We start from the raw sequence: 23,193 nt of genomic DNA on the forward strand, positions 1-23,193 counted from the left end.
ACAGTAATTACTATTAAGACTTTTAACTTTCATTAGGCCTATTTGACTTTAACGTTACCTGCAAAATGTTACGCCTTTCTATTCCCAGGCGTTTCACGAGCAAGGTGATGAACGGAAGCTTTTTTATCCCCCATTACGCCTTGACAGGTTATACTAGAAGGTAGAGAAAACACGGTGGAGGTTCCCCCATTGAAACAATTACCTGAGCTATTAGCGCCGGCCGGTTCGATGGAGGCGTTGCGGGCGGCCGTGGAAAACGGCGCCGATGCCGTCTACCTCGGAGGCAAACGGTTTGGCGCTCGCCAGTATGCGTCGAATTTTGATAAGGAAGAACTTCAAGAGGCGGTGGCTTACAGTCACCGGCGGGGTGTGTCCATCTATGTGACGGTCAACACGCTCCTTGACGACGGGGAACTTGATGCGCTGCCCGATTACATCCAGGAACTCTACGAAGCCGGCGTTGACGCCGTCATTGTTCAGGACATGGGCGCTCTCCGCGTAATTCGCCGCCTGTTGCCTGATTGGGAGATTCATGCCAGCACGCAGATGACGATCAGCAACGTGGAAGGGGCGCGGCTGCTGGCGGAGCAAGGGGTCAGGCGGGTCGTTCTGGCCCGGGAATTGACCTTGGCAGAGATTGCCCAGGTGGCAGAGGAATCGGGGGCAGAGGTGGAGGTCTTTGTCCATGGGGCGCTTTGTATCGGCTATTCGGGGCAGTGCCTTATGTCCAGCTTGATCGGCGGTCGCAGCGGCAACCGCGGTCGCTGCGCCCAGCCCTGCCGTCTCGGCTACGGACTTGTCGACGGCGCCGGGCGGGAATTGGTGGACCGGCAAAAAGTGGGGCAGCACCTGTTGAGCCCTCGCGATATCATGACTCTGGACCTCCTGCCGGAACTGGTCCGGGCGGGCGTCCGCTCGCTGAAGATCGAAGGCCGCATGAAGCGACCGGAGTATGTGGCTACTGCCGTTCGCCAATACCGGGAGGCTTTGGACCGGCTGGCGCTGAAACTGGAGGAGAGCGATCGGGGGGCAGGGTTAGGGCAGGTAGTAAAGGAAGCGGCGAAAAGCAGGCCCCAAGGGGAAACGGGGCGGGAAGGGAGAACTGGAGCGACCACTGGTACCCAAGCTGAAGCGGAGCGGGCCTTGCGGCAGATTTTCAACCGTGATTTTTCTGCCGCCTACCTGAGGGGAAACCCCGGCAGGGAACTGATGAGTTACAAGCGACCTAACAACCGTGGACTTTTTCTGGGACGCGTCTTATCTGCCGACTACCGCCAGGGTTACGTCGACATCGCTCTGGAGGAGGCCATCGGCGTCGGTGACGAAATCGAGGCTTGGGTGACTCGGGGCGGCCGGACGACTGTGAAGGTGCAACGCCTTTGGGTAGATGGCGAAAAGCGTGAACAGGCGCTGCCAGGCGAAGCGGCGCGTGTCGAGTGGCGAGGGAAGTTGCACCCAGGCGATCGGATTTTTAAGATACACGACGAGGCCTTAGAATCGAGCGCCCGCGAATCGTACCAGCGACCGGGCGACGAACGCCGTTTTCCCCTGACGGCCCATGTGCGGGCTTACGTGGGAGAATCGGTGACAATTGCCTTTCAAGATGCTGATGGTCGCATCGGAAGGGGAAGCACGGCTGATCCGGCTCAAGCGGCGGTGAAACGGCCGTTGACGGAATCGGTGCTGCTGGAGCAGTTGGGCCGCCTGGGCAATACGCCTTTTCGACTCGAAGGGGTGACGTTGGAAGGCGACGGTCAAGCCATGGTCCCTTTAAGCCAATTGAATGAAGCGCGCCGCCAGGCAATAGAAGAATTGGAGACCTTGCGGAGCGCGTTGATGGCGAGAACGCCTATTGATGAGACCCGCTGGCAGCAGGCTCGCAGGGAATTGGGGCTTGCCAGTCGGTCGGCCGCCCGGAGAACTGCCGTTGCGGGCGATCCTGCGATGAAGCCGCTGCTCACAGTTGCCATTGAAGGTATGTCTGCCTTACAAGCTGCCTTGTCTGCCGGCGTCGATGAGGTGATCCTGAGCGCGGAGGGATACCGCCACGGCGAGCCCTTCCGCGCCGGTGAGGAAGCGACAGCCTTGAAGCTCTGCCGCGAAGCGGCTGTGACCTGCTCTGTGGCGATGCCGCGCCTGTACCGGCCGGAACAGCGATCGTCCGTCGAGGCGATCATCTCGCGTTGGCATGCCGCCGGAGCGAGAACTTTTCTTATCGCCAACCTGGGCTATTTGGAGCCCCTGCGGAGACTGGAAGGCGTCAAGATCCGCGCTGATTTCCCCTTGTGGGTCTTCAACGGCCAGGCGGCGCGTTTTTTGGCCGAACAGGGCCTTCGCGACTTTACCGTCAGTCCCGAACTCTCCCTGGAACAACTGAAGTCACTGTCCCGGCACGGCCTGCTCCGCGCCGGCGCCCATCCTTCACAGGGGGAGATCGTCGTTCACGGCTCCCTACCGATGATGGTGAGCGAATACTGCGCCACTGGCGCGCTGCTTGGCGGCCGGACCTTGGACCAGCCTTGCGACAACGCCTGCCGCCGTCACCGGGAGCTCTACCTGCAGGACCGGCTGAATTTCCGCTTCCCCCTCTATACAGACGCCTTCTGTCGAATGCATGTGATGAACCCCAAAGACCTCTCCCTGCTGGAAAACCTTCCCGAACTGCTCCCCCTCGGCTTCAAACGCTTCCGTGTCGAAGGCCGCACGGAGAAGGCCAACTGGCTCAAGACCGTCCTGCCCCTCTACCGGAAAGCCATCCAATCTGCCGTCTCCGGCCGGTGGGACGAAGGTCGCGCCGGCGAATGGCGGGCTGAACTGGAGAAGGTCCACCCGGCGGGGTATACGAAGGGACACCTGTTCCGGGGAGTGGAGTAAGGAATCGGAAGGTCTAGTGTAGATAAACGGAAGATTTTAAGTTGAAAACTGAAGAGCCGATGTAAACGAAGCTCCAGTCTCATTGAAAGGTCTCATATAAAACGGAATCTCTTATTGAACTCTAAGGTAAAACTGGGGCGGATTGGCGGAGTTTGGGCGGAGCGGCGTCGCGAGCGCCGGTCGTGAAGCGGAAAAGCGCGCCACGGTTCACATGCAGAAAAGCCCAGAGGTTTGGCGTGCTCGCTTCGCGACCCAGCGAGCAGCCGCGCAGCCCTTAGCGAACTCCGCCAATCCGCCCCGTTTCACCTCGCTGGAGTCCTGTATATTTCACGTTGCGAATTGAGGCAGATAGATTCCCCACAAACGGAAAGGGAGATCAAACTTGAACGAACGGACCCTCCGCAAACTGGAATACGACAAGATCCTAGAGCGCCTGGCTAACCACTGCGTCTCCGAGATGGGAAAAGAGATGGCCCTGGCGCTCCGTCCCAAAGGGAAGCTCTGGCAGGTCCAGGAGGGGCTCAGCGAGACGACGGAGTCGAAGGAAGTCCTGCGTCTGCGACCCAATGTCCCCCTGGCGGCCTTTCACGATATCCGCCCCTACCTCCGCAAAGCCGCCGTCGGCGGTATCCTGGAGGCTTCCGAGTTGCAGCAGGTGGCGACGGCGCTGCGCATCTCCCGTCAGGTCCGCGCCTTCCTGCTCAGCGACGACAAAAAGGTTGATGATAAAAAAAGCGCCCCTATCCTGACGGCGCTGGCCGAGGGTTTGGGTCTCTACCGGGAAGCGGAGACGGAGATCGACCGTTGCATCGTCGGCGAGGGCGATGTAGCCGATGACGCCTCGCCGGAACTGCTGAAGATCCGCCGGACCATGAAGACGATCCAAAACCGTGTCCGCGAGAAGCTGGACGCCCTGATCCGCAACCCCGACACCCAGAAGTACCTTCAGGACGCCCTGGTCACCGTCCGGGGCGATCGTTACGTCGTGCCTGTCCGGTCGGAATACCGCAGCCAGATCCCCGGCCTGATCCATGACCAGTCGGCGTCAGGGGCGACGGTGTTTATCGAACCGATGGCTGTCGTGGAACTGAACAACGAGTTGAAGCGCAACCAGGCGGCGGAGCGGACGGAGATCATTCGCATCCTGCGCGATCTTTCCCTGCTCGTGGCCCAAGATGCAGAAGATATCGGCGTCAGCCTGGAGGTGCTGGCCCGGCTCGATTTCATTTTTGCCAAGGGCAAGCTCTCGGCCAAAATGGACGCTGGCGAACCGGCCGTTAACACACAGGGGAAGCTGAAGATCCGTTTGGGACGCCATCCCCTCATCGCCGGAAAAGTCGTCCCTGTCACCATCGAATTGGGTCATGCCTTCGACACACTGGTCATCACCGGACCCAACACTGGGGGCAAGACGGTCACCTTGAAAACGGTCGGCCTCTTGACGCTGATGGCCCAATCGGGCTTGCACGTCCCCGCCGAGGCGGACACGGAACTATCCCTCTTCGAACATATCTTTGTCGATATCGGGGACGAGCAGTCGATTGAACAATCACTGAGCACCTTCTCCTCTCACATGACCAACATCGTCGGCATCCTGGGTGAAGTCGGCCCATCGAGCCTTGTCCTCCTCGACGAACTTGGCGCTGGGACCGATCCGACGGAGGGCGCCGCCCTGGCCCAGGCGATCATGGAATTCCTCCTCGCCCGGGGAGCGAAGACGATCGCCACCACCCATTACAGCGAATTGAAGGCCTTTGCCTACAGTCATAACCGCGTTGAAAACGCCAGCGTCGAGTTTGACGTGGAAACCCTGCGACCCACCTACCGGTTGCTCATCGGACGGCCGGGACGTTCCAACGCCTTCGAGATCTCCTTGCGTCTTGGCCTGCGTGAAGATGTGGTCAAGCGGTCCCGTTCCCTCCTCAGCCAGGACGAGCGCGATGTGGCTGATCTGATCGAGCATCTGGAGGCCAACCAGGTGACGACCGAGCGGGAGCGGGAGGAAGCCGAGCGTTTGCGCCGGGAGGCAGAGGAACTGCGGAGCAAGCTGGAACAGCGGGAGCAGACGCTACGGGAAAAAGAGGCGGCCATCCTGGAAAAAGCCCGCGAAGAAGCCTATGCTATGGTCCGCAAAGCCAAAGAGGAGAGCGATCAAATTGTGCGCTCCCTCCGGGAGGTCATGAACCGGGCGCCCGTTAAAGAGGAGATAGCCCGCGCCGAAAGCGAACGCCAGCGCCTCCGGGAGATGCAGAACAAGCTCGGAGAGGAGCGTGACGCGCGGGAGGTCGCCGGCCCGCAAGCGCTAAAATCGGTGAAAGTCGGCCAGACCGTCTTTGTGCCTCGTCTCAACCAAAAGGGCACCGTCCTTACGCTACCAAACCCACAAGGAGAACTGCAAATCCAGGCGGGGATCTTGAAGCTGAACGTCAAGCTGGCTGAGCTGCAAGGAACGAAAGAGGATAAACCGAAGATCGGCCAGACAGAATACGCCGCCATGGCCCGAGGTAAAGCCCGCGAAATGTCGCGAGAGCTGGATTTCCGGGGGACCACCGCCGATGAGGCCATCGAACTGGTCGAAAAGTACCTCGACGACGCCTACCTGGCGGGATTGGATACGGTCAATCTGATCCACGGCAAGGGCACCGGCGCCTTGCGGGCGGCTATCCGGTCTTACCTGCAAAAACACCGCTATGTCAAGTCCTTCCGTAGCGGTGAACACGGCGAAGGCGGCGTTGGGGTGACGGTAGTGGAGTTGAAGGGATAGCGCTCATCACCTATAAGAGAAGAAAAGGAACCGTTGACTGGCAGCGTTGGCTGCAGGTCGACGGTTCCTTTTTTGGCGCCCGTTTACTGGGCAGTATCGGCTTCAGAAGAGGGAGGAGCAATCTGTGTAGGCGCCTGAATCTGCGCTTCCGTCAGGAACTGATGCATCGCCTCTTTCGCCGTCAAGAGTTCCGGCGCTTTCGCCAGGATCTGCTGCTTCGAGCTGATCAACTGATCGAGGGCGACAGAAGCGGCGGCGACATCACCTGACTGGCGAGCCGCTTTCAGGGCGGCATGGGCTGCTTTCACCTGCTCATGCAACTGCTTCAGTTCGCTGCGAAGAGTTTTTTGTGTCTCCCTGTTCGACAGAACCGTGTCCCGCAGCGTTTGCCGTTGTTCTTTTTCCAGACTTCCTTTCAGGGACTGGCGGACTGATTGGTTGGCTTCCCGTTGACTCTTGATCTGTCCGTGGAGTTCTTTGAGTTGACCGTTCAGGTTCTGCAACTGTTCGATTTTCGGGGCTAGCGTCTCTTTCCAGGCTTGGCGCTGTTCGGCTGACATTTTCGGCTGGGGTGCCGGAATCATGTCGCTTTCACTTGTGATCGCGGCAGGTGCCACGCTGTCGGCGTCTGCGGCAAAGGCCGCCGGAGCCATGAGCAACACTGCGCCAAGGGTGATGGCAGAGATCCATTTTTTCATGGTCGGATTCCTCCTTTAAAATCTCACGACTTGCAGACTACTTGCATCGTCTAGACCGATGCCTATACCGGCAACGCGCGTTGTTGTTCCGGTGATTCTTATTCTATACCTCATTTACGGCTCAACGGTAAGACGATTGCGGTTGTTTTGTGAAAAAAAGACGCCCCCCTCTATATCGGGAGAGCGCAATTTACGGCAGAATTGTGTAAAGGGGAGAGGCGCAGTTCAAAGAGGGCGCCGCCTTGAGGACGGTTCGAGGCGGTGATCGTCCCGCCGTGCTTTTCCACAATCGCTAGGGCGATGGAGAGCCCCAAACCGGTATCGCCGCGTTTCCCTTTATAAAAGCGTTGGAACAGGCGCGGGAGTTCCTGGGGGTCGATGCCGTCGCCGTCGTCAAGCACCTGAATACATTCCTTTGAGGCAATCACCTGGACATTCCCTTTTGCATGGCGCAGGGCGTTGCCCAGCAGGTTGATGACGGCCTGAAGCAACTTGTCTCTGTCGCCGGAGAGAGGAACGTCCGATACGCCGGAATGGTCGGAAAAGCGCAGCGATTTGCCCAGTTCCAGGGCCAGCCCTTGCATCTTCTCCACCCCTTCGCGGGCGACTTCCGTGAGCAAGAGGGGCTGAAACCGGTACAGGCCGTCCAGCGATTCCAACTTGGACAGAAGGATCATCTCATCGACGATCCCTTTCAAGCGCTGGCTCTCGGCGACGATCATATCGAGGCCCTTTTCCGCCTCGTCTCCTTCAAAGACGCCATCTTTGATCCCCTCGGCATAGCCTTGGATGGACATGAGCGGGGTCTTCAACTCATGGGAAGCGGTCTGCAAGAAAGAGCGCTGCATCTCATCGAAGCGCCGGATGCGGTCACGCATGACGGCGAAGGAACGGGCCACATCGCCCAGTTCATCTGCGCGATCGACAGGCAGATCAGCGTCATAGCGCCGGCGCGCCAGGTCTAGGGCCGCCGCAGACAAGGTCCGGGCGGGCCTGGAGATGGACCGGGAGAAAAAGACGCCGATGATCAGGGCCACCAGCCCGGAGATCAGGAGACCCATGAACATGGCGCGGTTGATCCGGCGACTCATGACATTGATGCCTTCCAGTTGGGAGAAGAGGAAGACTCCGCCCTTGACGGCGCCGTCCCGGTTTCGCAAGGGCAGGCCGACGACCACCAAGTCCCGGTCGCGGTCAATCCAGAGATTAGATTCCTCGCTGCCCGCCAGTACCTTCTGCATTCGCGGGTAGACCAGGACATCGCCCACAGGGAACCGCCTCGGCCGGTTGGAGGCCGTAATGACGCCTTCGGTGTCGACGATCACCGATTCGGCGTCGACTATGTCGGCCAGAACGCGACCAGTTTGGAGTTCATTGAGTTTCGGCAGGGCCGCCAAGTTCTTGTTTGTGGTCACCACCAGATTGGCCTGCTCCCGCAGATCCTCTTTCGTCTCTTGGATCAAAAATTGCCGGGTCAGGCTGTTGAAGAAAATGCCGGCGATAAGAAAGGCAAGGAGCAGCAGGAGGAAGTAGCTGATGGTGATGCGCCGGCCAAAGGTAAGCCGGAAGGGGGAACCAATCTTCTTGCCCAGGCTGTCCATCCCCTGTTCACCCTTTCCTATCGCTGGCGGGAGAATCGTCGATCTTGTACCCGTAACCCCAGACCGTTTTGATCTCCAAGGCGGAACCGCTTAGGGCGAGTTTTTTCCGCAGACGCTTGACCAGGTCATCGACGGAACGCAAGTTTCCGGCGAAGCTGTATCCCCAGATCTGATCCAGCAACTGTTCCCGCGTGAAAACCTTTTTCTTGTGTTTCGCTAAGAAGAGAAGAAGGTCGAATTCCTTGGTCGTCAGTTCGATTTCTCCCGCCGGGCCGGAGACCTGCCGTTCATCCGGGCTGATCCGCAGATCATGACAAAGGAATGGTTGCGCTGTCGACGCCGATTCGACTGCGGACTTTTGGGTTGGCAAGATCTCTCTCGATGGAATGGGCGTTGCTTCTACCACCGGCTCCTCCAAGGAAGGCTTTTCTGAGACGGCAGGACGCACCCGGCGCAGGATGTTTTTGACTCGGACCACAAGCTCCCGGGGGCTGAAGGGTTTGGAGAGATAGTCGTCTCCGCCCAGTTCCAGCCCGAGGATCCGGTCGATCTCTTCATCCTTGGCGGATACGATGATGATGGGCACTTCACTGTCCCGGCGAATGGTTTTGCAGACATCCAGCCCGTTTGTGCCTGGCATCATCACGTCAAGGATGATCAGGTCGGCTTTCTCGTGAGCGAAGGCGGCCAGCAGATCGTCGCCGTTCGCAAAAGTGGCTACCTCAAATCCTTCCTTGACGAGATAGCGGCGGATCAGTTCCAGGATCGGCGGTTCGTCATCGGCAATGAAAATTCGCGGCATTATCATCCCCCCTAGAAAAAGAGCCCGAACAGCATACGTTCAGGCTCGGAATCAGTGGCGCGGCTTTTGCCAGATAGGTTACTCTAAGTTACTCTCAGGTTACCCTTGCGGGGCCGCCACGCCAGAAGGTGTGGCTGGACCGGCAGGAGTTACCGGGCTTTTGCCCGTTCCGCTATTGGTCGACGTCTCATTTTTCGAAGTCCCTGCTCCGCCGCCCGATGGGGCGCCACCAGTTCCGTTCTTCCCTGATGGTATGGCGGGAGAACCGGGGGGGACTGGGACAGGCGGTTTACTTTCTGTCGACCCCGAGGTGGCCGGCTTCCCGGTGCCATTTCCTCCGTCGGTCGGGGCAGTTCCATGGGTTCCCGAAGTCGCTGCGCCGGCAGGCGCCGCCAGTTCGGCGTCCGCCGGCGGACGGTCGGGGTCGTAACCTTCGGGGCGTTTCAAGTAAATCTTCTTCTCGATCAGCGAAGCCTTCTCTCCCGACTTATAAGGCAAGCCCGTATCGGCGTTAATGTCGACTTGAACCCAGACGTTGCTCGTCTGCGTCGGCGCCGTCGATTCCTCAAAAAGTTCGGTGTCTATGAAATCAGGGGGTGTCAGCGGGCTCGGCAGGAGACCAGACTTGATGTCCACATTGACGTCCACGATGCCAGGTGGGCGTTCGAACCCTTTGACAGGGACGCCCTGAAGCGCCTTGCTCATGACGGAGCGCCACATCTGAGCGGGGTAGGAGCCGCCATAGGTTTTATACATGTAGTGATTCTGGTCCGTCTTGTCATAGCCCATCCAGACGACGCCCGACAGTTCCGGCGTGATGCCGGCAAACCAGGCGTCCTTGTTGCCGGTGATGTTTCCGAAGATCTCTTGCGGCAGTTCTGTCGTGCCCGTCTTACCTCCCGCCGGGCGGTCGAGTTGGGCCTTCGTACCCGTCCCGGAAGTGACGACGGTTTGCAGCATATGGGTCATCAGGTAAGCAGTCGTCTCTTTCATGGCCACCAGGCGCTTGGGCTTTACCTCCACCAGCGGCTTGCCCTCACGGTCTTCCACCTTCACGATCAGGTGGGGCTCGATCCAGATGCCTTTGTTGGCGAAAGCGCCATAGGCGCCGGCCAGTTCCAGCGGGTTCGTGCCTTTCGAGAGGCCCCCTAAGGCCAGGGAAAGGTTCATGTCGTTCTTTTCATCGAGGTTGCTGATGCCCAGATTGCGAGCGAAGGAAAAGCCGTTCTGGACGCCGATCTCGTTGAGCATCTTGACGGCGTAGATGTTCACAGAGAGGCGGATAGCTTCGCGCATGTTGATCAGGCCGCGGAACTGACCGTCATAGTTGCCCGGTTCATAGCTGCCGTAACGGGTTGGCACATCATCGAGGACTGTCGCTGGCGAACGCCCTTTTTCGAGGGCGGGACCGTACACGGCGATCGGTTTGAAAACCGAACCGGGTTGGCGCATCTGGTCTGTGGCGCGGTTGAGACCGCGTCGGGCCGTATAATCCCGGCCGCCCACAATCGCCCGCACCTCACCGTTGCTGTGGTCCACCACGGCGATGGCCGCCTGGACAGGTACGTTGTCCTTTCCTTTCGGGTAGTTGTTCGGATCGGACAAGGCGGCTTCTGACGCTTTTTGCACCTTCGGGTCGACCGTCGTATAAATCCGCAGGCCGCCCTTGTAGAGCATGTCTTCGGTGATGCCGTATTTGTCGATGCATTCCTCGATGACCGCGTCGGTGAAATAGGGGAAATTGATGTCATTGCCGGCGGCGGACCGCTTCGGCTGATCAAGCAGTTGCGGCTGCGTCTTTTTCGCTTTTTCGGCTTCATCGTTGGTGATATAGCCGTATTTGGCCATCTGCGTCAAGATCAACTGGCGGCGCTGTTCCGCCCCTTCAGGGTTTTTATAGGGCGACCACTTGGAAGGCGCGTTGGGGAGTCCGGCCAGCAGAGCCGCTTCGGCAAGTTTGATATCCTTCAGTTCCTTGCCGAAAAAGGTTTTGGCGGCCGCCTTCGCGCCATAGGCGCCCTCGCCGAAGTTGATGCGGTTCAGGTACATGAGGAAGATCTCGTCTTTGGAGTACTGCCGTTCCAGTTGAATCGACAAGACGAGTTCCTGGACCTTTCGCTTGATCGTCTTTTCGGGGGTGAGGAAGGTGAGCTTCACCAACTGTTGGGTGATCGTCGAAGCCCCTTGGGAGCCGAAGCCGCCGGTAATGTTAGCCGCGATGGCCCGGATGTTGGCGAACACGTCGACGCCGTGGTGATCGTAGAACTTGTTATCTTCAATCGACAGGAAGGCCTGGCGCAGTTGGAGGGGCACATCATTGATGTTTTCCACCAAGGTACGGTTTTCGCCAGCGTGCAGCTTGGCGAACTCCTGCTTGTTCACATCGTAGAGGACTGACGTCGTATGTACGTCCAAATTGCCGGCGTTGAAGCTGGGCGCTTCTACGGCCCAGGCGAAGATGAGGCCTGAGCCGATGCCGATGGTGGCGACGAGGAGCAGACCGATTATCAACAGCATCATGCGGGGCCAGCGGATTTTTTTGCGGGCATTTTTTTGCGCAGTTCCAGACGGGGCTGACTTTTGCTTGTCGGGCTGGCGGTTTTCTGAATCCACGAAACAGCCTCCTTTGCGGCGTTCAAACTAGGCCTATTATAGCATAGGCGACAGTGTGGAGAAATGGACAGGCTGTCTTTGTTGAAACAGGTGGAAAAACATGATAAAATGGGCAAAGTATTTGAGGGGTTCCTCGAGGGCGGCGCGCCGTCAGGTCGCGCGGGAGGGGGAGAAGGTTGTCCGAGACGAAGAGTTTGCCGAAACATATCCAAGATGAGATTGATCGCCAATTGGCGTTGATCCGGCGGGGAACCGCCGAAATCGTACCGGAAGAGGATTTGGTCAAAAAGCTCGAAAAAGCCATCGTTGAGAAGCGCCCGCTGCGGGTGAAACTGGGGCTCGATCCGACAGCGCCCGACATTCACCTGGGCCATACGGTCGTCTTGCGCAAGTTGCGCGATTTTCAGGACCTGGGTCATCAAGTGGTCATCGTCATCGGCGATTTTACCGGCCGTATCGGCGATCCTTCCGGCAAGTCGGAGACGCGCAAACAGTTGACCGAAGAAGAGGTCAACCGCAATGCGGCCACATATAAGGAACAGATTTTCAAGGTCCTCGACCCGTCCAAAACGGAGATGACCTTCAACTCCCACTGGCTGCAACCGCTGAACTTCGCTGACATCCTGCAGTTGGCGGCCAAATACACCGTCGCCCGCATGCTGGAGCGCGACGATTTTTCCAAGCGGATGCGCGAGAACCTGCCCATCGGCGTACATGAGCTCTTTTATCCCTTGATGCAGGGCTATGACTCGGTGGCGTTGCGGGCCGATGTGGAGTTGGGCGGCACAGACCAGAAATTCAACCTGCTCGTCGGTCGGGTGTTACAGAAGGAATACGGCCAGGAGACTCAGGTGGCCCTGATGATGCCGATCCTGGAAGGTCTCGACGGCGTCAACAAGATGAGCAAGAGCCTCGGCAACTACATTGGCGTCAATGAATCGCCGCGGGAGATCTACGGCAAGACCATGTCCATCGCCGATGAGTTGATGATCCGTTATTTTGAACTGGTCACCCGTGTGCCTGCTGACGAGATTCAATCGATCGCCGAAGGGTTGAAGAGTGGCGATCTGCATCCTCGCGATGCGAAGATGCGCCTTGCGAGAGAGATAGTGGCGCTCTTTCACTGCGCCGAGGCGGCCCAGGCGGCGCAGGATGAATTCATCAACATCTTCCAGAAGAAAGAGTTGCCTGACGAGATCCCCGATTTTGTCGTCCCTGCCGAACATATCGTTGAGGGTCAGGTGGGGCTGGTCAAAGCCCTCGTCCTTTCCGGCCTGGCTGCTTCCAACGGGGAAGGGCGGCGCAAGATCACCGAGGGGGCCGTCAAGGTGGATAACGAGACGGTCAAGGACTTTAACGCCATGATCGCCGTGGGGAACACACTTCTCCGCCTTGGCAAGCGCAAGTTTGTCCGCTTGGTCCTCCCTTAAGCGAGCGCCTCATCGGATGATCTGCTTCTATTTCCGATCAGGGAAGCACGGTCGGTTCCGGTGAAAAATCAGTACAGCGAAAATCGGTTTCAGAGAAAGCTCGGTCAGGTCTGAAAAGACTGGCTGGGCTTTCTTTTGCTTTCGTCATGCGGGATCGCCGGCCCCATCGAAGGCTGGGGCGCTGGCGGTGTTTAGCTTGACATGCTCGGGCAGTTGATTCGGCTTTTTTCACTTCTCGGCAATCACCCCGCCTGGGAACTGCGCATAGGCTGACTAGGCGGGGGGTGACAGAATGTTTTGGCTGCGCTGGCGATTGCGATGGGAACGATGGACACGGCGGGGATCGCCGGCCTACTGGATAGCGCCGGCGTCCATACTGCTTCTATGCCTCTTTGTGTTTACGCTGGCGGAAGTCAATATGAAGAATACGATCCTTGCGGTCGCCGAAAACCAAGGCAAAGTCATCGCCACCGAGGCGATCCATGAATCGATTTTGCGCCGCGTTGCCAATGATGCCAACTTTCGCGACCTGATCTTCTATAAGACCGACCAGGAGGGGCGCATCGTCCTCCTGCAGCCGAACACCCTGCGCATCAATCAACTGGCCGCCGAAACGGCCATGGACGTACAACAGACGCTGTCGAACCTGAATGAAAAAGAAATTCAGATTCCCCTGGGTCAGATGACCGGCGCACGGCTGCTAGCGGGGTGGGGTCCTAAGCTACACGTCCGCATGCTGCCGATTGGCAACGTCAAGGTGGAACCGGTGGAGTCCTTCGAAGAGGCGGGAATCAATCAAACGAAACATATGGTCTACCTCGATGTAGAGGCTTCGATTCGTATCCTCGTCCCCCTTGTTTCATCGGAGTTCCCCGTGAGCACGCGTATCCCCATCGCCACAACGATTATTTCCGGCGCTGTTCCGAACGTCTACCTACGCGGAGAGTCGGCCATCCACCCATCGATCGATCTAAAAAATGGCAGTTGACGAAAAGCTGTGGCTATGTTAAGATACTTCTTGTCGCTGACGAAAAAAACAAAAAATACCCAGTTGACTTGTGGGTAACGATTGTGATATACTATCTTTCGTTGACGCGAGAACGACTACGGTGTTTAACGGCGTCACTTCAGTGGGGGTGTAGCTCAGCTGGGAGAGCACCTGCCTTGCAAGCAGGGGGTCAGCGGTTCGATTCCGCTCATCTCCACCACTTTCGCAGTAATCTCGCCGTAAGGTGAGTTTGCTATCATACATTGCTCCTTGAAAACTGCACAGAGGAAACGTAAAGCGCAAACGGTTATGGTCGAAGCGAAGACGTGAGGGATACCGCCTGATGGGTAACACCTAAGGGCAAGGCCCCGAGCGAGAAGCAATGACAGTAACTGATATAAGGTCAAGTTAGTAAGGGCATACGGCGGATGCCTAGGCGCTGAGAGGCGAAGACTCTGTGTGGTTTTCAAGGGGCAAACGATTCTTATATGCAACTCATATAGGATTGTGGTGACTCCTTGCTGTTGTTCCTCGATAGCTCAACGGTAGAGCAACCGGCTGTTAACCGGTAGGTTGTAGGTTCGAATCCTACTCGAGGAGCCATTGTCGCGGGGTGGAGCAGTTGGTAGCTCGTCGGGCTCATAACCCGAAGGTCGCAGGTTCAAGTCCTGCCCCCGCAACCAAGATGTTATGACGCCTTCAGGAAATTCCTGAAGGCGTTTTTAATGTGCATGAATAGGTCTATTCTTTTCCATTGATAAGTACTGATAGAAGCTCTTACTGAATGAGACGCTAATCAGTCTTGTTCTTCCCCATCGCGCCAAGGTAAAATATGATGCGAAATCGAATAACAACTATAAATAGGGCTTAGGACATGTAGGCCTAAGCCGTAGACAACATCGGGGTGTGGATTCGATGCGAATTGCGGTGATTGACGGACAAGGCGGGGGTATAGGCCGGCATATAGTCGAACGGCTTCGACAGGAACTGCCTGATATTGAGTTACTTGGATTGGGCACCAATGCGATGGCGACGGCGGCCATGTTGAAGGCAGGCGCCAATGACGGGGCGACCGGAGAGAATGCCATGGTGCAAAACCTGCCTGAGGTAGACATCATCGCTGGCTCAGTCGCCGTTTTGATGGCCCACAGCATGTTGGGTGAACTCACCCCCGCCATGGCGGAAGCAGTCGGTAAGGCCAAGGCAAAAAAGATTCTGATCCCTTTAAATAGAAGCCGAGTTGAGATCGCCGGAGCTAAGGCTGAACCGCTGCCGCATCAGGTGCATGGACTGGTTCGTCGCATCAAGGAACTTGTGGAGGAGGAGCGTCATGTGTGAGGCCAATGCCTATATCCGAAGAGACGGACAGGACCACCTGATCCTAGAGGCTGTCGATAGACTGGTTCCCGAAGCTGGTCAGGTATCGATGATCAATATCTTCGGTCAGCAAAAGACGATCAAGGCTCGCATCATTGAGCTGGCGCTTGTCGATCACAAGATCATCTTAGAGGAGATATAGGAGGCAAGATATTCATATGGCTGGACATTCCAAGTGGGCGAACATCAAACACCGGAAAGCGAAGGTGGATGCCCAGAAGGGTAAGATTTTCACCAAAATCGGACGCGAACTGATCGTTGCTGCCCGTCAGGGCGGCGCTGATCCGAACAGCAACTTCCGTTTAAAAATCGCCATCCAAAAGGCGAAAGAAAACAATATGCCCAACGATAACATCCAGCGTGCGATTCAACGAGGCGCTGGCGGCGCCGAAGGGGCTAACTATGAAGAACTGACCTATGAAGGATACGGTCCAGGCGGCGTGGCCATCATGATTGAAGCGATGACTGACAATCGCAATCGCACCGCTGGCGAGATCCGCCACCTTTTTTCGAAAAGCGGGGGAAACCTCGGCGAGACCGGCTGTGTCTCCTGGATTTTTGAACCTAAAGGTGTCATCCGCCTGGCTGCTTCCCCTGAAGCAGGCGGCAAGGCTGTCGACGAGGACGAACTGATGCTCCTGGCGTTAGAGGCGGGCGCCCTGGATATCGCTGTGGAAGAGGAGGAAGCGGAAGTGTTTACCCTCCCCGAGGAACTCGATGCCGTCCGCCAATCCTTAGTCGATGCCGGTTATACCCTATTGTCAGCAGAGGCGACCCTGGTTCCCACAAACTCCATGGAGGTAACAGACAAAGAGACGGCAGCCAAACTGATCAAGCTGATGGATGCCCTTGAAGAACACGATGATGTGCAAAACGCCTACGCTAATTTTGATATCGATGATGCGGTGATGGAGCAGATCGGCTGATAATGAGGTCATCAAAGCAAGGTAACAATACAATGAGATAAAGAAACAAGAAAAGGAGTCCCTTCGCAGGGGCTCCTTTTTTACAAGTCTAGTTGAACTAGGTTTTAGGCAGATTGTTCTTCCGCGGGAAGGGGTAAAAGGGTCTCTTCTTTGGGGGTGGCTAACGCAATGGAGGTGCGAGTATGACTGACACCGGGCAACGATAGGATCTGCGTCGTCAAGATATGTTCGAGTTCCATCGTATCTTTGACGCGGATTTTTAAGAGAAAGCCATCTTCGCCGGTGACTCGGTGGCATTCCAGAATGTAGGGGCAGTCGACGATCTGCTCGACAAAGCGCTGATAGGAATTGGGATGGTCTAGCCGAAGGGAAATGAATGCGGTCAGACCCAGGTCGAGGGCTTTCGGATTCAAACGTGCCTGAAAACCCTGAATTACCCCTTTTTCCTCCAACTTTTTGATCCGTTCTGCCACAGCAGGAGACGAGAGGCCGACAAGCGATGCCAGTTCGGTCTGCGTTACTCGTCCGTTGCGTTGGAGGTGCTGAAGTATTCGGCAATCTACGGCATCATACATAAATTTTTGGCCTCCTTGCCTAAAACCACCAACCATTTGATAAGAATATATAAAATATAAGAGTGGAAGTCAAGGAAAAACGCTTTTTTGTTCGAAAAACCTTCGAATGACTCTCCCTTTTCTTTGTTGGTTAGAATATCTACTGCGTTAAAACGAAATTTTTTACAAGAAATCAGTAGAAAGATCTCGCCGATGGGGAAATGGGGTTTACTGAGTGTCATTCTCTGAAAAAACCCTGACTGCCAGAGAATCAAAGACGTCCCTTGTAACATCTTCGCCCGCTGCAGATTGGGCATCCATAGGGTCTGTTTTTTTGGCAGTTTTTATTGTCACCTTCAGCTTGACGGTCTTAACCGTTTTCGCCTATGATTTTATGGTCGTCAAAAGCGACGGCGAATGGACAAACCGGTACGGTAAGGACATGCTTCATCAGCCCATCGCGCCGGGCGTCGCCATCACGATTGAAAAAACCTATCGCCTCTGCGGCCATCAGGAGATAGAAAAGCTGGAACGGCCAGAGGACTGGACAGGCCGTCCGTTTCGGGAGCTGCTGCAGCGGTATCCGGAAAGTGCCGGTTGGCGCTGGGAACTGCGCCCCGGCCAGATCCGACTGTTCCGCAGCGTTGATGGCCTTTGCCCTGATGACGCGGCGAAACGGCATCTGGGGATTGTCGGAGGAGTCGTCGCCGTCATCGTTGGCCCGCCCGGCCTTTTTGGCGGGATCGACCGCTTAACCGACCTGCCTGCGGAGCGCCTCCCACGACCCTTATACGAGTTGGCGGAACGGGGCTGGCTAGGTGGGCTGACGCCGGAGGAACTCTCCCTGCTTATGGATAGCATGGACGAATCTGACGGTCATAAAGAAAAGGAATCAACCGAAGGGCGTCGAAATCCTTAAAACGTATCGAAACAGGGAGGTGGCGGGTTGGTCATCCTGGGGATCGACCCGGGAACAGCCATTTGCGGATACGGTCTGATTGAAGCGCAAGGCAATCGGCTCTCGCCCCTTGCCTATGGTGCTGTGCGCACACCGGCCCACACATCCCAGGCTTCCCGGTTGAAAACGATTTTTACCGATTTGGAGGCGATCATCGCCACCTATAAGCCAACCCATGTCGCCGTGGAGGAGCTTTTTTTCAATCGCAATGTCACTACAGCGCTCACGGTAGGGCAAGCCCGCGGCGTCGTGTTGCTGGCCGCTGCCCGGGCCGGCCTGTCTGTCCATGAGTACAAGCCGTCCCAGGTGAAGCAGGCTGTCGTCGGCTACGGACGGGCGGAAAAACAGCAGGTGCAACAGATGGTGCGTGTCCTGCTGGCGCTGGAGGAGATCCCAAAGCCCGATGACGTGGCTGATGCGCTGGCTGTGGCCATCTGCTGCGCCCATAGCCTTACCTGGGGGGTGGCCTGCCGGTGATCGCTTTTCTGCGCGGCCGTCTCGCTGGCGTCGGCGATGACTGCATTCTCATCGATGTGTCTGGCGTGGGTTACCGCGTCTTCGTTTCAGCGACGATGCTGGCCGCGTTGCCGCGGTTAGGTCGTGACGTATTGATCCACATCTATTATCACACACGGGAGGATCAGGTCAGCCTGTATGGGTTTTTGACGGAGGAAGAGTTAGAGTTCTTCCGCCTCCTGCTGGAGGTCAGCGGCGTCGGGCCCAAGGTCGGCTTGGGGATCCTTTCTGCTTTTTCTGCCGTGGAGGTCCAGCGGGCCATCATCGCCGAAGATGTGCTCGCCTTGACACGGATCCCGGGCATTGGGCGCAAAACGGCCCAGCGCCTGGTGATCGAATTGCGCGATAAGCTGCTCAAACAGGGGATTCGCGCCGTGCGAGTGCTTGCGATGGATGAGGGCGTTGGCGCAGATAGCACTGCTGGTATGCATGGACTTCCGCCAAAAGCGCCGTCTGGAGAGCCGCTCCAGGGCGAACAGGTTCGGGGAAAACAGTCGCCCGACGATGGAGCGCAGGAAGAGGCGACCCTTGCGGAACAATCAGTAAAGGATCCATCGCAACCCCTCGAACCGGCCGGAGCCCGACGGCGGAAAAAAGCGGTCCCTGCTGAAACCGGGCGGATGTGGAAGACGCTCCCCCGCGACGAGGCCTTCTCGGCGTTGCAGGCTCTGGGCTATACGGCCAACGAAGCCAGGGATGCCCTGGTCGAGGCGGCGGCCCACGTTTCGCCTGACGCCGGTGTGGAGGCATGGATCAAAGGAGCGCTCCGGTTTCTCGGGTCGCAGTAAAGGGGTGAGGCCGGGTGGATGAACGGATGATGACCTCGGCCAAGCGGCCTGAGGATCGGGAGGCCGAGTGGAGCCTGCGGCCGCGGACGCTGCGGGAATACATCGGCCAGGACAAGCTGAAAGAGAATCTGACTGTCTTCATACAGGCGGCCCTGGGACGGCGGGAACCGCTCGATCATGTGCTGCTCTACGGCCCGCCGGGCCTGGGCAAGACGACGCTGGCCCAGATCATCGCTACGGAACTGGGCGTCCAGTTGCGGGTCACCTCCGGACCGGCCATCGAACGACCCGGTGATCTGGCGGCCATTTTGACCAATCTGCAGCCGATGGATGTCCTCTTCATCGATGAGATCCATCGCCTCAACCGGGCCGTCGAGGAAGTGCTCTACCCGGCCATGGAGGATTTTTGCCTGGACATCGTCATCGGCAAAGGGCCGGCGGCCCGATCGATCCGCATCGACCTGCCCCGTTTTACCTTGGTGGGCGCCACAACAAGGGCGGGCATGCTCACGTCGCCCTTGCGGGACCGCTTCGGCGTCATTCACCGGCTGGAATACTACCGGCCCGACGAGTTGGAGTTCATCCTCCTCCGGGCCGCTTCAATCCTCGGTGTCACCGTCGAGCCCGGCGGCGCGCGGGAGATCGCTCTCCGCTCGCGGGGAACGCCCCGCATCGCCAATCGCCTCTTGAAGCGGGTCCGCGATTACGCCCAGGTGCTCTCTGACGGTGTGGTCACAACGGAGGTGGCCTGGGAAGCCTTGCGGCGTTTGGAGGTTGATCCGCGCGGCCTCGATACGACTGACCAGCGGCTGTTGGAGGCCTTGATCCGCAAATTTGCCGGCGGACCGGTCGGCGTGGAGACCCTGGCAGCCTCGATCAGCGAGTCTGTCGATACGGTCGAGGATGTCGTTGAACCCTACCTGATGCAACTCGGCTTTTTGAACCGGACGCCCCGCGGCCGGATGGCCACCCTCGCTGCCTGCGAGCATCTGGGGTTGCCTGTGCCAGCGGGATTGCAAGCGCTTCCGGAAGGGCGAGCGACAGCTTCGGCGGCGGGAACAGGCGAGACGGTTTCAGCGGTTGTCGGTCCCTCTCCGGGACAGGCGTCCTTAACCTTTGACGAGTAGGTGACCTTGATGCGGTTGCTCTTGCACACCTGCTGCGCCCCTTGCGGTATCGTCCCTTTCGACATGCTGCGCGAGGAAGGGCATGAGGTGACGGCTTATTACCATAACCCGAACATCCACCCCTACAAGGAGTTTCTCCGGCGCAAAGAGACCTTGGAAGAGTACGCTGCATCCATCGGGTTGCCCTTACTCGTCGATGAGGAGTACGCCTTGGAGGACTTTTTAGGGCGGGTGGCCCCCGACCCGGCTGGGCGCTGTCCTCACTGTTATGACTTGCGCCTTCGCAAAACGGCGGAAATGGCCCGCGAACTGGGCATGGAAGGCTTCAGCACGACCTTGCTGATCAGTCCCTACCAGGACCATGAAGCCCTATGGCGCGTTGGCGAGGCGGCTGGTCGAGAGGCGGGGGTGCCCTTCATTTACGCCGATTTTCGGCCTCACTTCCGGAAAGGGCAGCAGCGGGCGCGGGAACTGGAACTCTACCGGCAGCCTTATTGCGGCTGCATCTATAGCGAGAAGGACCGGTATTACAAGCCTAAAGGGAGGTCAAAGCAGTGATCGATGGAGGGTCTTTCGGCAAATGGCTCATGGTAGCCGGCGCCGGATTGCTTCTGCTCGGAGGTCTGTTCTGGCTGCTCAGCCAGTTCATTTCCCTGGGGAAGCTGCCTGGCGATATCAGTTGGCAAAAGGGGAACTTCAGCTTTTACTTTCCCCTGGCCAGCAGCCTCCTGATCAGCCTGCTGTTGACGATCCTGTTGAACCTCTTTTTTCGTAGATAGGATAATTTACCCCTAGAAAAATTGTCCTGGACCCGAACAAATATAATAAAGAAGGTGACACCTTGGCATCCTTGTTAGGCAGCAGTGTCTTCGCATCAAGGAATCAGGAGCCTGAGATCCTTCTTGTTCGAGCCCGGGAGGGGGACGAGCAGTCCCGCAACGCCTTGATCCGCAAGTTTACCCCCTTTGTGCTGAGGGTCACTTCCCAGACGAGCGGCCGCTATGTTCGCTTAGGCAGTGACGACGAAGCCAGCATCGCCTTGATTGCGTTTAATGAAGCAATCACAAGCTACCGAGAGGAAAAAGGTGTTTCCTTTTTGTCCTTTGCCGAGACGGTGATCCGTCGCCGCTTGATCGATTATTTTCGCAAGTCGACGCGGAGCCAGAAGGAGATTCCCCTATCCGTCTTTGATTATGAGTCAGAGGAGGAAGGTGGGGAAGAAGGGAACAACCGGATGGAGATCAGGCAAGCGACAGCCGCCTTTTTGGCTGAGTCGGAAGCGAAGGACCGCCGGGCCGAGATCCTCTATTACAACAAACTGCTTCAGGAATACGGCATCCGGTTCAGCGATCTGGTGGAACTGGCGCCGAAGCATGAAGACGCCCGCCGGCGAGCGATTCAGGTCGCCCGGCGAGTGGCGGAAACGCCGGAATACCGAGAATACTTGAAACTGAAAGGATCACTGCCCCTGAAGGAACTGGAACGGGATGTCGATGTGAGCCGTAAAACGCTGGAGCGGCAGCGCAAATACATCATCGCCGTTGCCGTTATCTTCATGGAGAACCTTGAGCACTTGAAGGAATACATAGACAAGGAGTGATTACCGGCGAGGACGGAACGACGTCCACCGGGATCAACGATGTCTGATGTTTCCAATGGACAGGAGGTCGGCCGCCAAGTGGATCAACGCGGCGTGGTGCTGGAGATCGAGGGGGACGAGGCGATCGTCTTAACCCCGAGCGGTGAGTTCCGGCGCCAGCGTATTTCCCATCCCAAACCGGAGATTGGCGATGAAATCCCCCTGTCATCTGGACAAAAGCTACCTACGACGTCAAAAGGTCGCTGGTCCAAGGCACCCTGGCACTGGATGACGACGGCTGTCGCAGCCGCAGTGCTCCTCATGGTCAACCTGACCGGTTTTGGCGGTCTGGGAGGCCCGTCTCTCCAGGAACCTGTTGCTGACAATGAGGCCGGCACTGTCCGCCTTGTGGCGGACTCAGCCCCCTCTCCTGAGGAACTGGCCGTCAAATTCGTGACTGTTGACATCAACCCCTCGATCGAATTGGCCTTAAATGAAGAGGACCGGGTGATCAACGCCCGGCCCCTGAACGCCGACGGCAAAAAGCTGCTCTATGCCGAATCGCTGAGTGGACTTAAGGCGGAAGAAGCCATTTCCAGGATCACAGGCGAAGCGGTCCAGCAGGGCTTTCTGTCGCCATCTCGCCGCAATGCAGTCGTCATCGCCGTTGCCGGAGAGGAGCGTTCCCCTGCAGGGGAAAAACCGCTCGCATCAAGGTTGCGTGATTCAGCCTTGACGGTGCTGCCCAAAGGCGATACTTTCGCCAATGAAGTGCAGGTTCTCCAGGCGCCCGTTGATGCGAGGGAAAAGGCGCAACAACTCGGATTATCGGTGGGCAAGTATGCTGTCTTTTTGGAAGCCCTCGACCAGGGACTGCCTGTCGGGGCTCAGGAACTCAAAGAGGCTTCCATCACCAACGTCATCTCTGCCGCTGGTGGAGATCTCCATAGGGTTTTGGAGGGAACTGCCGCGGAAGAGGATTTGGTAGGCAAGGAAGAACGACATCGCGATAAACTTAATGAAGAGATCCGCGAAGCCGAAGCGAGTTCATCGTTCGATGTGAATAACACCGGCGCTGATCAACCCATTGATGTCCCCAACGTATCATCGCCAGAGGTGATTCCACCGGCACCGGCTCCGGCTGGCGCGGGGGAATCAGACGAAACAGCCGAAACAGTGAAGCCGGAAGGTGGGTCTGAAGGCGCTCCCCCAGCGCTCGAATCCAAGGAATTAACGGCGCCTGCTGAATCTGGCGATCCATCGTCCGTCCCGGAGAAACCGCCAGTTGGAGCGGGTGAGGATCCTCCAAAAGGTTCCGCTGCCGTTTCACCACAAGCCCCTGCTGAGTCTGTCCTAGCGCCGATGGAAGCCTTTTTACCAACTCCAGTATCCTCAGCGCCGGCAGCCGGATCACCGGAAACGCGAAAAGAGGACGATTCCCACCAGACGGCTGCTCCTAGTTCCTTCTGAACGACGAAAAATGGAAACTTGATCTGTTTCTAAAGCTGTCGAGCCATCGGCAGCTTTTTCTTTTTTGGGTGAAAAAGGGCGTTGAACAGGAAAGCGCCGTCAATTTGTCGAATGCAGAGGAGGTTGAG

The 23,193-nt window shown here is 57.5% G+C and carries 20 protein-coding genes and 3 tRNA genes; 18 read left to right on the forward strand and 5 right to left on the reverse strand.

Annotated features, from left to right (window positions below; all coding sequences use genetic code 11):
• Positions 1-189: 189 nt before the first annotated feature.
• Positions 190-2,874, forward strand: a complete 2,685-nt coding sequence (locus tag AC0CW1_RS15615) for a U32 family peptidase (protein WP_488183919.1) — start codon at positions 190-192, stop codon at positions 2,872-2,874.
• 382 nt (positions 2,875-3,256) lie between these two features.
• Entirely contained in the window at positions 3,257-5,638 is a 2,382-nt protein-coding gene (locus AC0CW1_RS15620) for an endonuclease MutS2 (protein WP_488183920.1), read from the forward strand.
• An 83-nt stretch (positions 5,639-5,721) separates the two neighbouring features.
• Here AC0CW1_RS15620 and AC0CW1_RS15625 read toward each other — a convergent pair whose 3' ends face one another.
• The 4 genes from AC0CW1_RS15625 to AC0CW1_RS15640 all read right to left on the reverse strand — a co-directional run bounded on the left by AC0CW1_RS15625 (position 5,722) and on the right by AC0CW1_RS15640 (position 11,352).
• Positions 5,722-6,336, reverse strand: coding sequence for a hypothetical protein (locus AC0CW1_RS15625; protein WP_488183921.1), 615 nt, complete (start codon positions 6,334-6,336; stop codon positions 5,722-5,724).
• A gap of 170 nt (positions 6,337-6,506) precedes the next feature.
• Positions 6,507-7,937 (reverse strand): sensor histidine kinase, encoded by a 1,431-nt coding sequence (locus tag AC0CW1_RS15630; protein WP_488183922.1) that lies wholly within the window; start codon positions 7,935-7,937, stop codon positions 6,507-6,509.
• Positions 7,938-7,944: 7 nt separating this feature from the next.
• Entirely contained in the window at positions 7,945-8,739 is a 795-nt protein-coding gene (locus AC0CW1_RS15635; RefSeq protein ID WP_488183923.1) for a response regulator transcription factor, read from the reverse strand.
• A 99-nt stretch (positions 8,740-8,838) separates the two neighbouring features.
• On the reverse strand, positions 8,839-11,352 hold the full coding sequence (locus AC0CW1_RS15640; RefSeq protein ID WP_488183924.1) for a transglycosylase domain-containing protein: 2,514 nt from the start codon (positions 11,350-11,352) through the stop codon (positions 8,839-8,841).
• Between the two features lie 176 nt (positions 11,353-11,528).
• On the opposite strand from AC0CW1_RS15640, the gene tyrS reads away from it, so the two are divergent.
• The 8 genes from tyrS to AC0CW1_RS15680 all read left to right on the forward strand — a co-directional run bounded on the left by tyrS (position 11,529) and on the right by AC0CW1_RS15680 (position 16,073).
• Entirely contained in the window at positions 11,529-12,782 is a 1,254-nt protein-coding gene (gene tyrS / locus AC0CW1_RS15645) for a tyrosine--tRNA ligase (RefSeq protein WP_488183925.1), read from the forward strand.
• A gap of 292 nt (positions 12,783-13,074) precedes the next feature.
• On the forward strand, positions 13,075-13,770 hold the full coding sequence (yunB, locus tag AC0CW1_RS15650; protein WP_488183926.1) for a sporulation protein YunB: 696 nt from the start codon (positions 13,075-13,077) through the stop codon (positions 13,768-13,770).
• Between the two features lie 144 nt (positions 13,771-13,914).
• Positions 13,915-13,990, forward strand: a tRNA-Ala gene (locus AC0CW1_RS15655).
• Positions 13,991-14,298: 308 nt separating this feature from the next.
• Positions 14,299-14,373, forward strand: a tRNA-Asn gene (locus AC0CW1_RS15660).
• A gap of 4 nt (positions 14,374-14,377) precedes the next feature.
• Positions 14,378-14,453, forward strand: a tRNA-Met gene (locus tag AC0CW1_RS15665).
• A 232-nt stretch (positions 14,454-14,685) separates the two neighbouring features.
• Positions 14,686-15,108, forward strand: coding sequence for a DUF3842 family protein (locus tag AC0CW1_RS15670; protein ID WP_488183927.1), 423 nt, complete (start codon positions 14,686-14,688; stop codon positions 15,106-15,108).
• The gene (locus AC0CW1_RS15675; protein ID WP_488183928.1) at positions 15,101-15,289 is read left to right on the forward strand and encodes a CooT family nickel-binding protein; all 189 of its coding nucleotides are present in this window, start codon (positions 15,101-15,103) and stop codon (positions 15,287-15,289) included. Before AC0CW1_RS15670 ends, AC0CW1_RS15675 begins: the two co-directional genes overlap by 8 nt.
• A gap of 16 nt (positions 15,290-15,305) precedes the next feature.
• Complete coding sequence (locus AC0CW1_RS15680; RefSeq protein WP_488183929.1) at positions 15,306-16,073, forward strand: YebC/PmpR family DNA-binding transcriptional regulator; 768 nt, start codon at positions 15,306-15,308, stop codon at positions 16,071-16,073.
• A 104-nt stretch (positions 16,074-16,177) separates the two neighbouring features.
• Here the strand turns inward: AC0CW1_RS15680 and AC0CW1_RS15685 are convergent, their stop codons facing one another.
• Positions 16,178-16,648 carry an Lrp/AsnC family transcriptional regulator gene (locus AC0CW1_RS15685; protein WP_488183930.1) on the reverse strand — a complete coding sequence of 157 codons (471 nt, stop codon included), beginning with the start codon at positions 16,646-16,648 and terminating at the stop codon, positions 16,178-16,180.
• A 313-nt stretch (positions 16,649-16,961) separates the two neighbouring features.
• Here AC0CW1_RS15685 and AC0CW1_RS15690 point away from each other — a divergent pair, with 313 nt between their 5' ends.
• The 8 genes from AC0CW1_RS15690 to AC0CW1_RS15725 all read left to right on the forward strand — a co-directional run bounded on the left by AC0CW1_RS15690 (position 16,962) and on the right by AC0CW1_RS15725 (position 23,065).
• On the forward strand, positions 16,962-17,546 hold the full coding sequence (locus AC0CW1_RS15690; RefSeq protein ID WP_488183931.1) for a hypothetical protein: 585 nt from the start codon (positions 16,962-16,964) through the stop codon (positions 17,544-17,546).
• Between the two features lie 27 nt (positions 17,547-17,573).
• On the forward strand, positions 17,574-18,062 hold the full coding sequence (gene ruvC, locus AC0CW1_RS15695) for a crossover junction endodeoxyribonuclease RuvC (RefSeq protein WP_488183932.1): 489 nt from the start codon (positions 17,574-17,576) through the stop codon (positions 18,060-18,062).
• Positions 18,059-18,889: a Holliday junction branch migration protein RuvA gene (gene ruvA, locus AC0CW1_RS15700; protein WP_488183933.1), complete on the forward strand. Its 831-nt coding sequence runs from the start codon at positions 18,059-18,061 to the stop codon at positions 18,887-18,889. The genes ruvC and ruvA overlap by 4 nt, the downstream gene beginning before the upstream one ends.
• A gap of 14 nt (positions 18,890-18,903) precedes the next feature.
• Positions 18,904-20,016 carry a Holliday junction branch migration DNA helicase RuvB gene (gene ruvB / locus AC0CW1_RS15705; protein ID WP_488183934.1) on the forward strand — a complete coding sequence of 371 codons (1,113 nt, stop codon included), beginning with the start codon at positions 18,904-18,906 and terminating at the stop codon, positions 20,014-20,016.
• Between the two features lie 9 nt (positions 20,017-20,025).
• Positions 20,026-20,574 carry an epoxyqueuosine reductase QueH gene (locus tag AC0CW1_RS15710; RefSeq protein ID WP_488183935.1) on the forward strand — a complete coding sequence of 183 codons (549 nt, stop codon included), beginning with the start codon at positions 20,026-20,028 and terminating at the stop codon, positions 20,572-20,574.
• Complete coding sequence (locus tag AC0CW1_RS15715) at positions 20,571-20,795, forward strand: DUF2905 domain-containing protein (protein WP_488183936.1); 225 nt, start codon at positions 20,571-20,573, stop codon at positions 20,793-20,795. The genes AC0CW1_RS15710 and AC0CW1_RS15715 overlap by 4 nt, the downstream gene beginning before the upstream one ends.
• Before the next feature lie 62 nt (positions 20,796-20,857).
• Positions 20,858-21,616 (forward strand): RNA polymerase sigma factor SigI, encoded by a 759-nt coding sequence (sigI, locus tag AC0CW1_RS15720; protein ID WP_488183937.1) that lies wholly within the window; start codon positions 20,858-20,860, stop codon positions 21,614-21,616.
• Positions 21,617-21,694: 78 nt separating this feature from the next.
• Positions 21,695-23,065, forward strand: a complete 1,371-nt coding sequence (locus AC0CW1_RS15725; RefSeq protein WP_488183938.1) for an anti-sigma factor domain-containing protein — start codon at positions 21,695-21,697, stop codon at positions 23,063-23,065.
• Positions 23,066-23,193: the final 128 nt, after the last annotated feature.

This window comes from Heliomicrobium sulfidophilum, assembly GCF_057715735.1.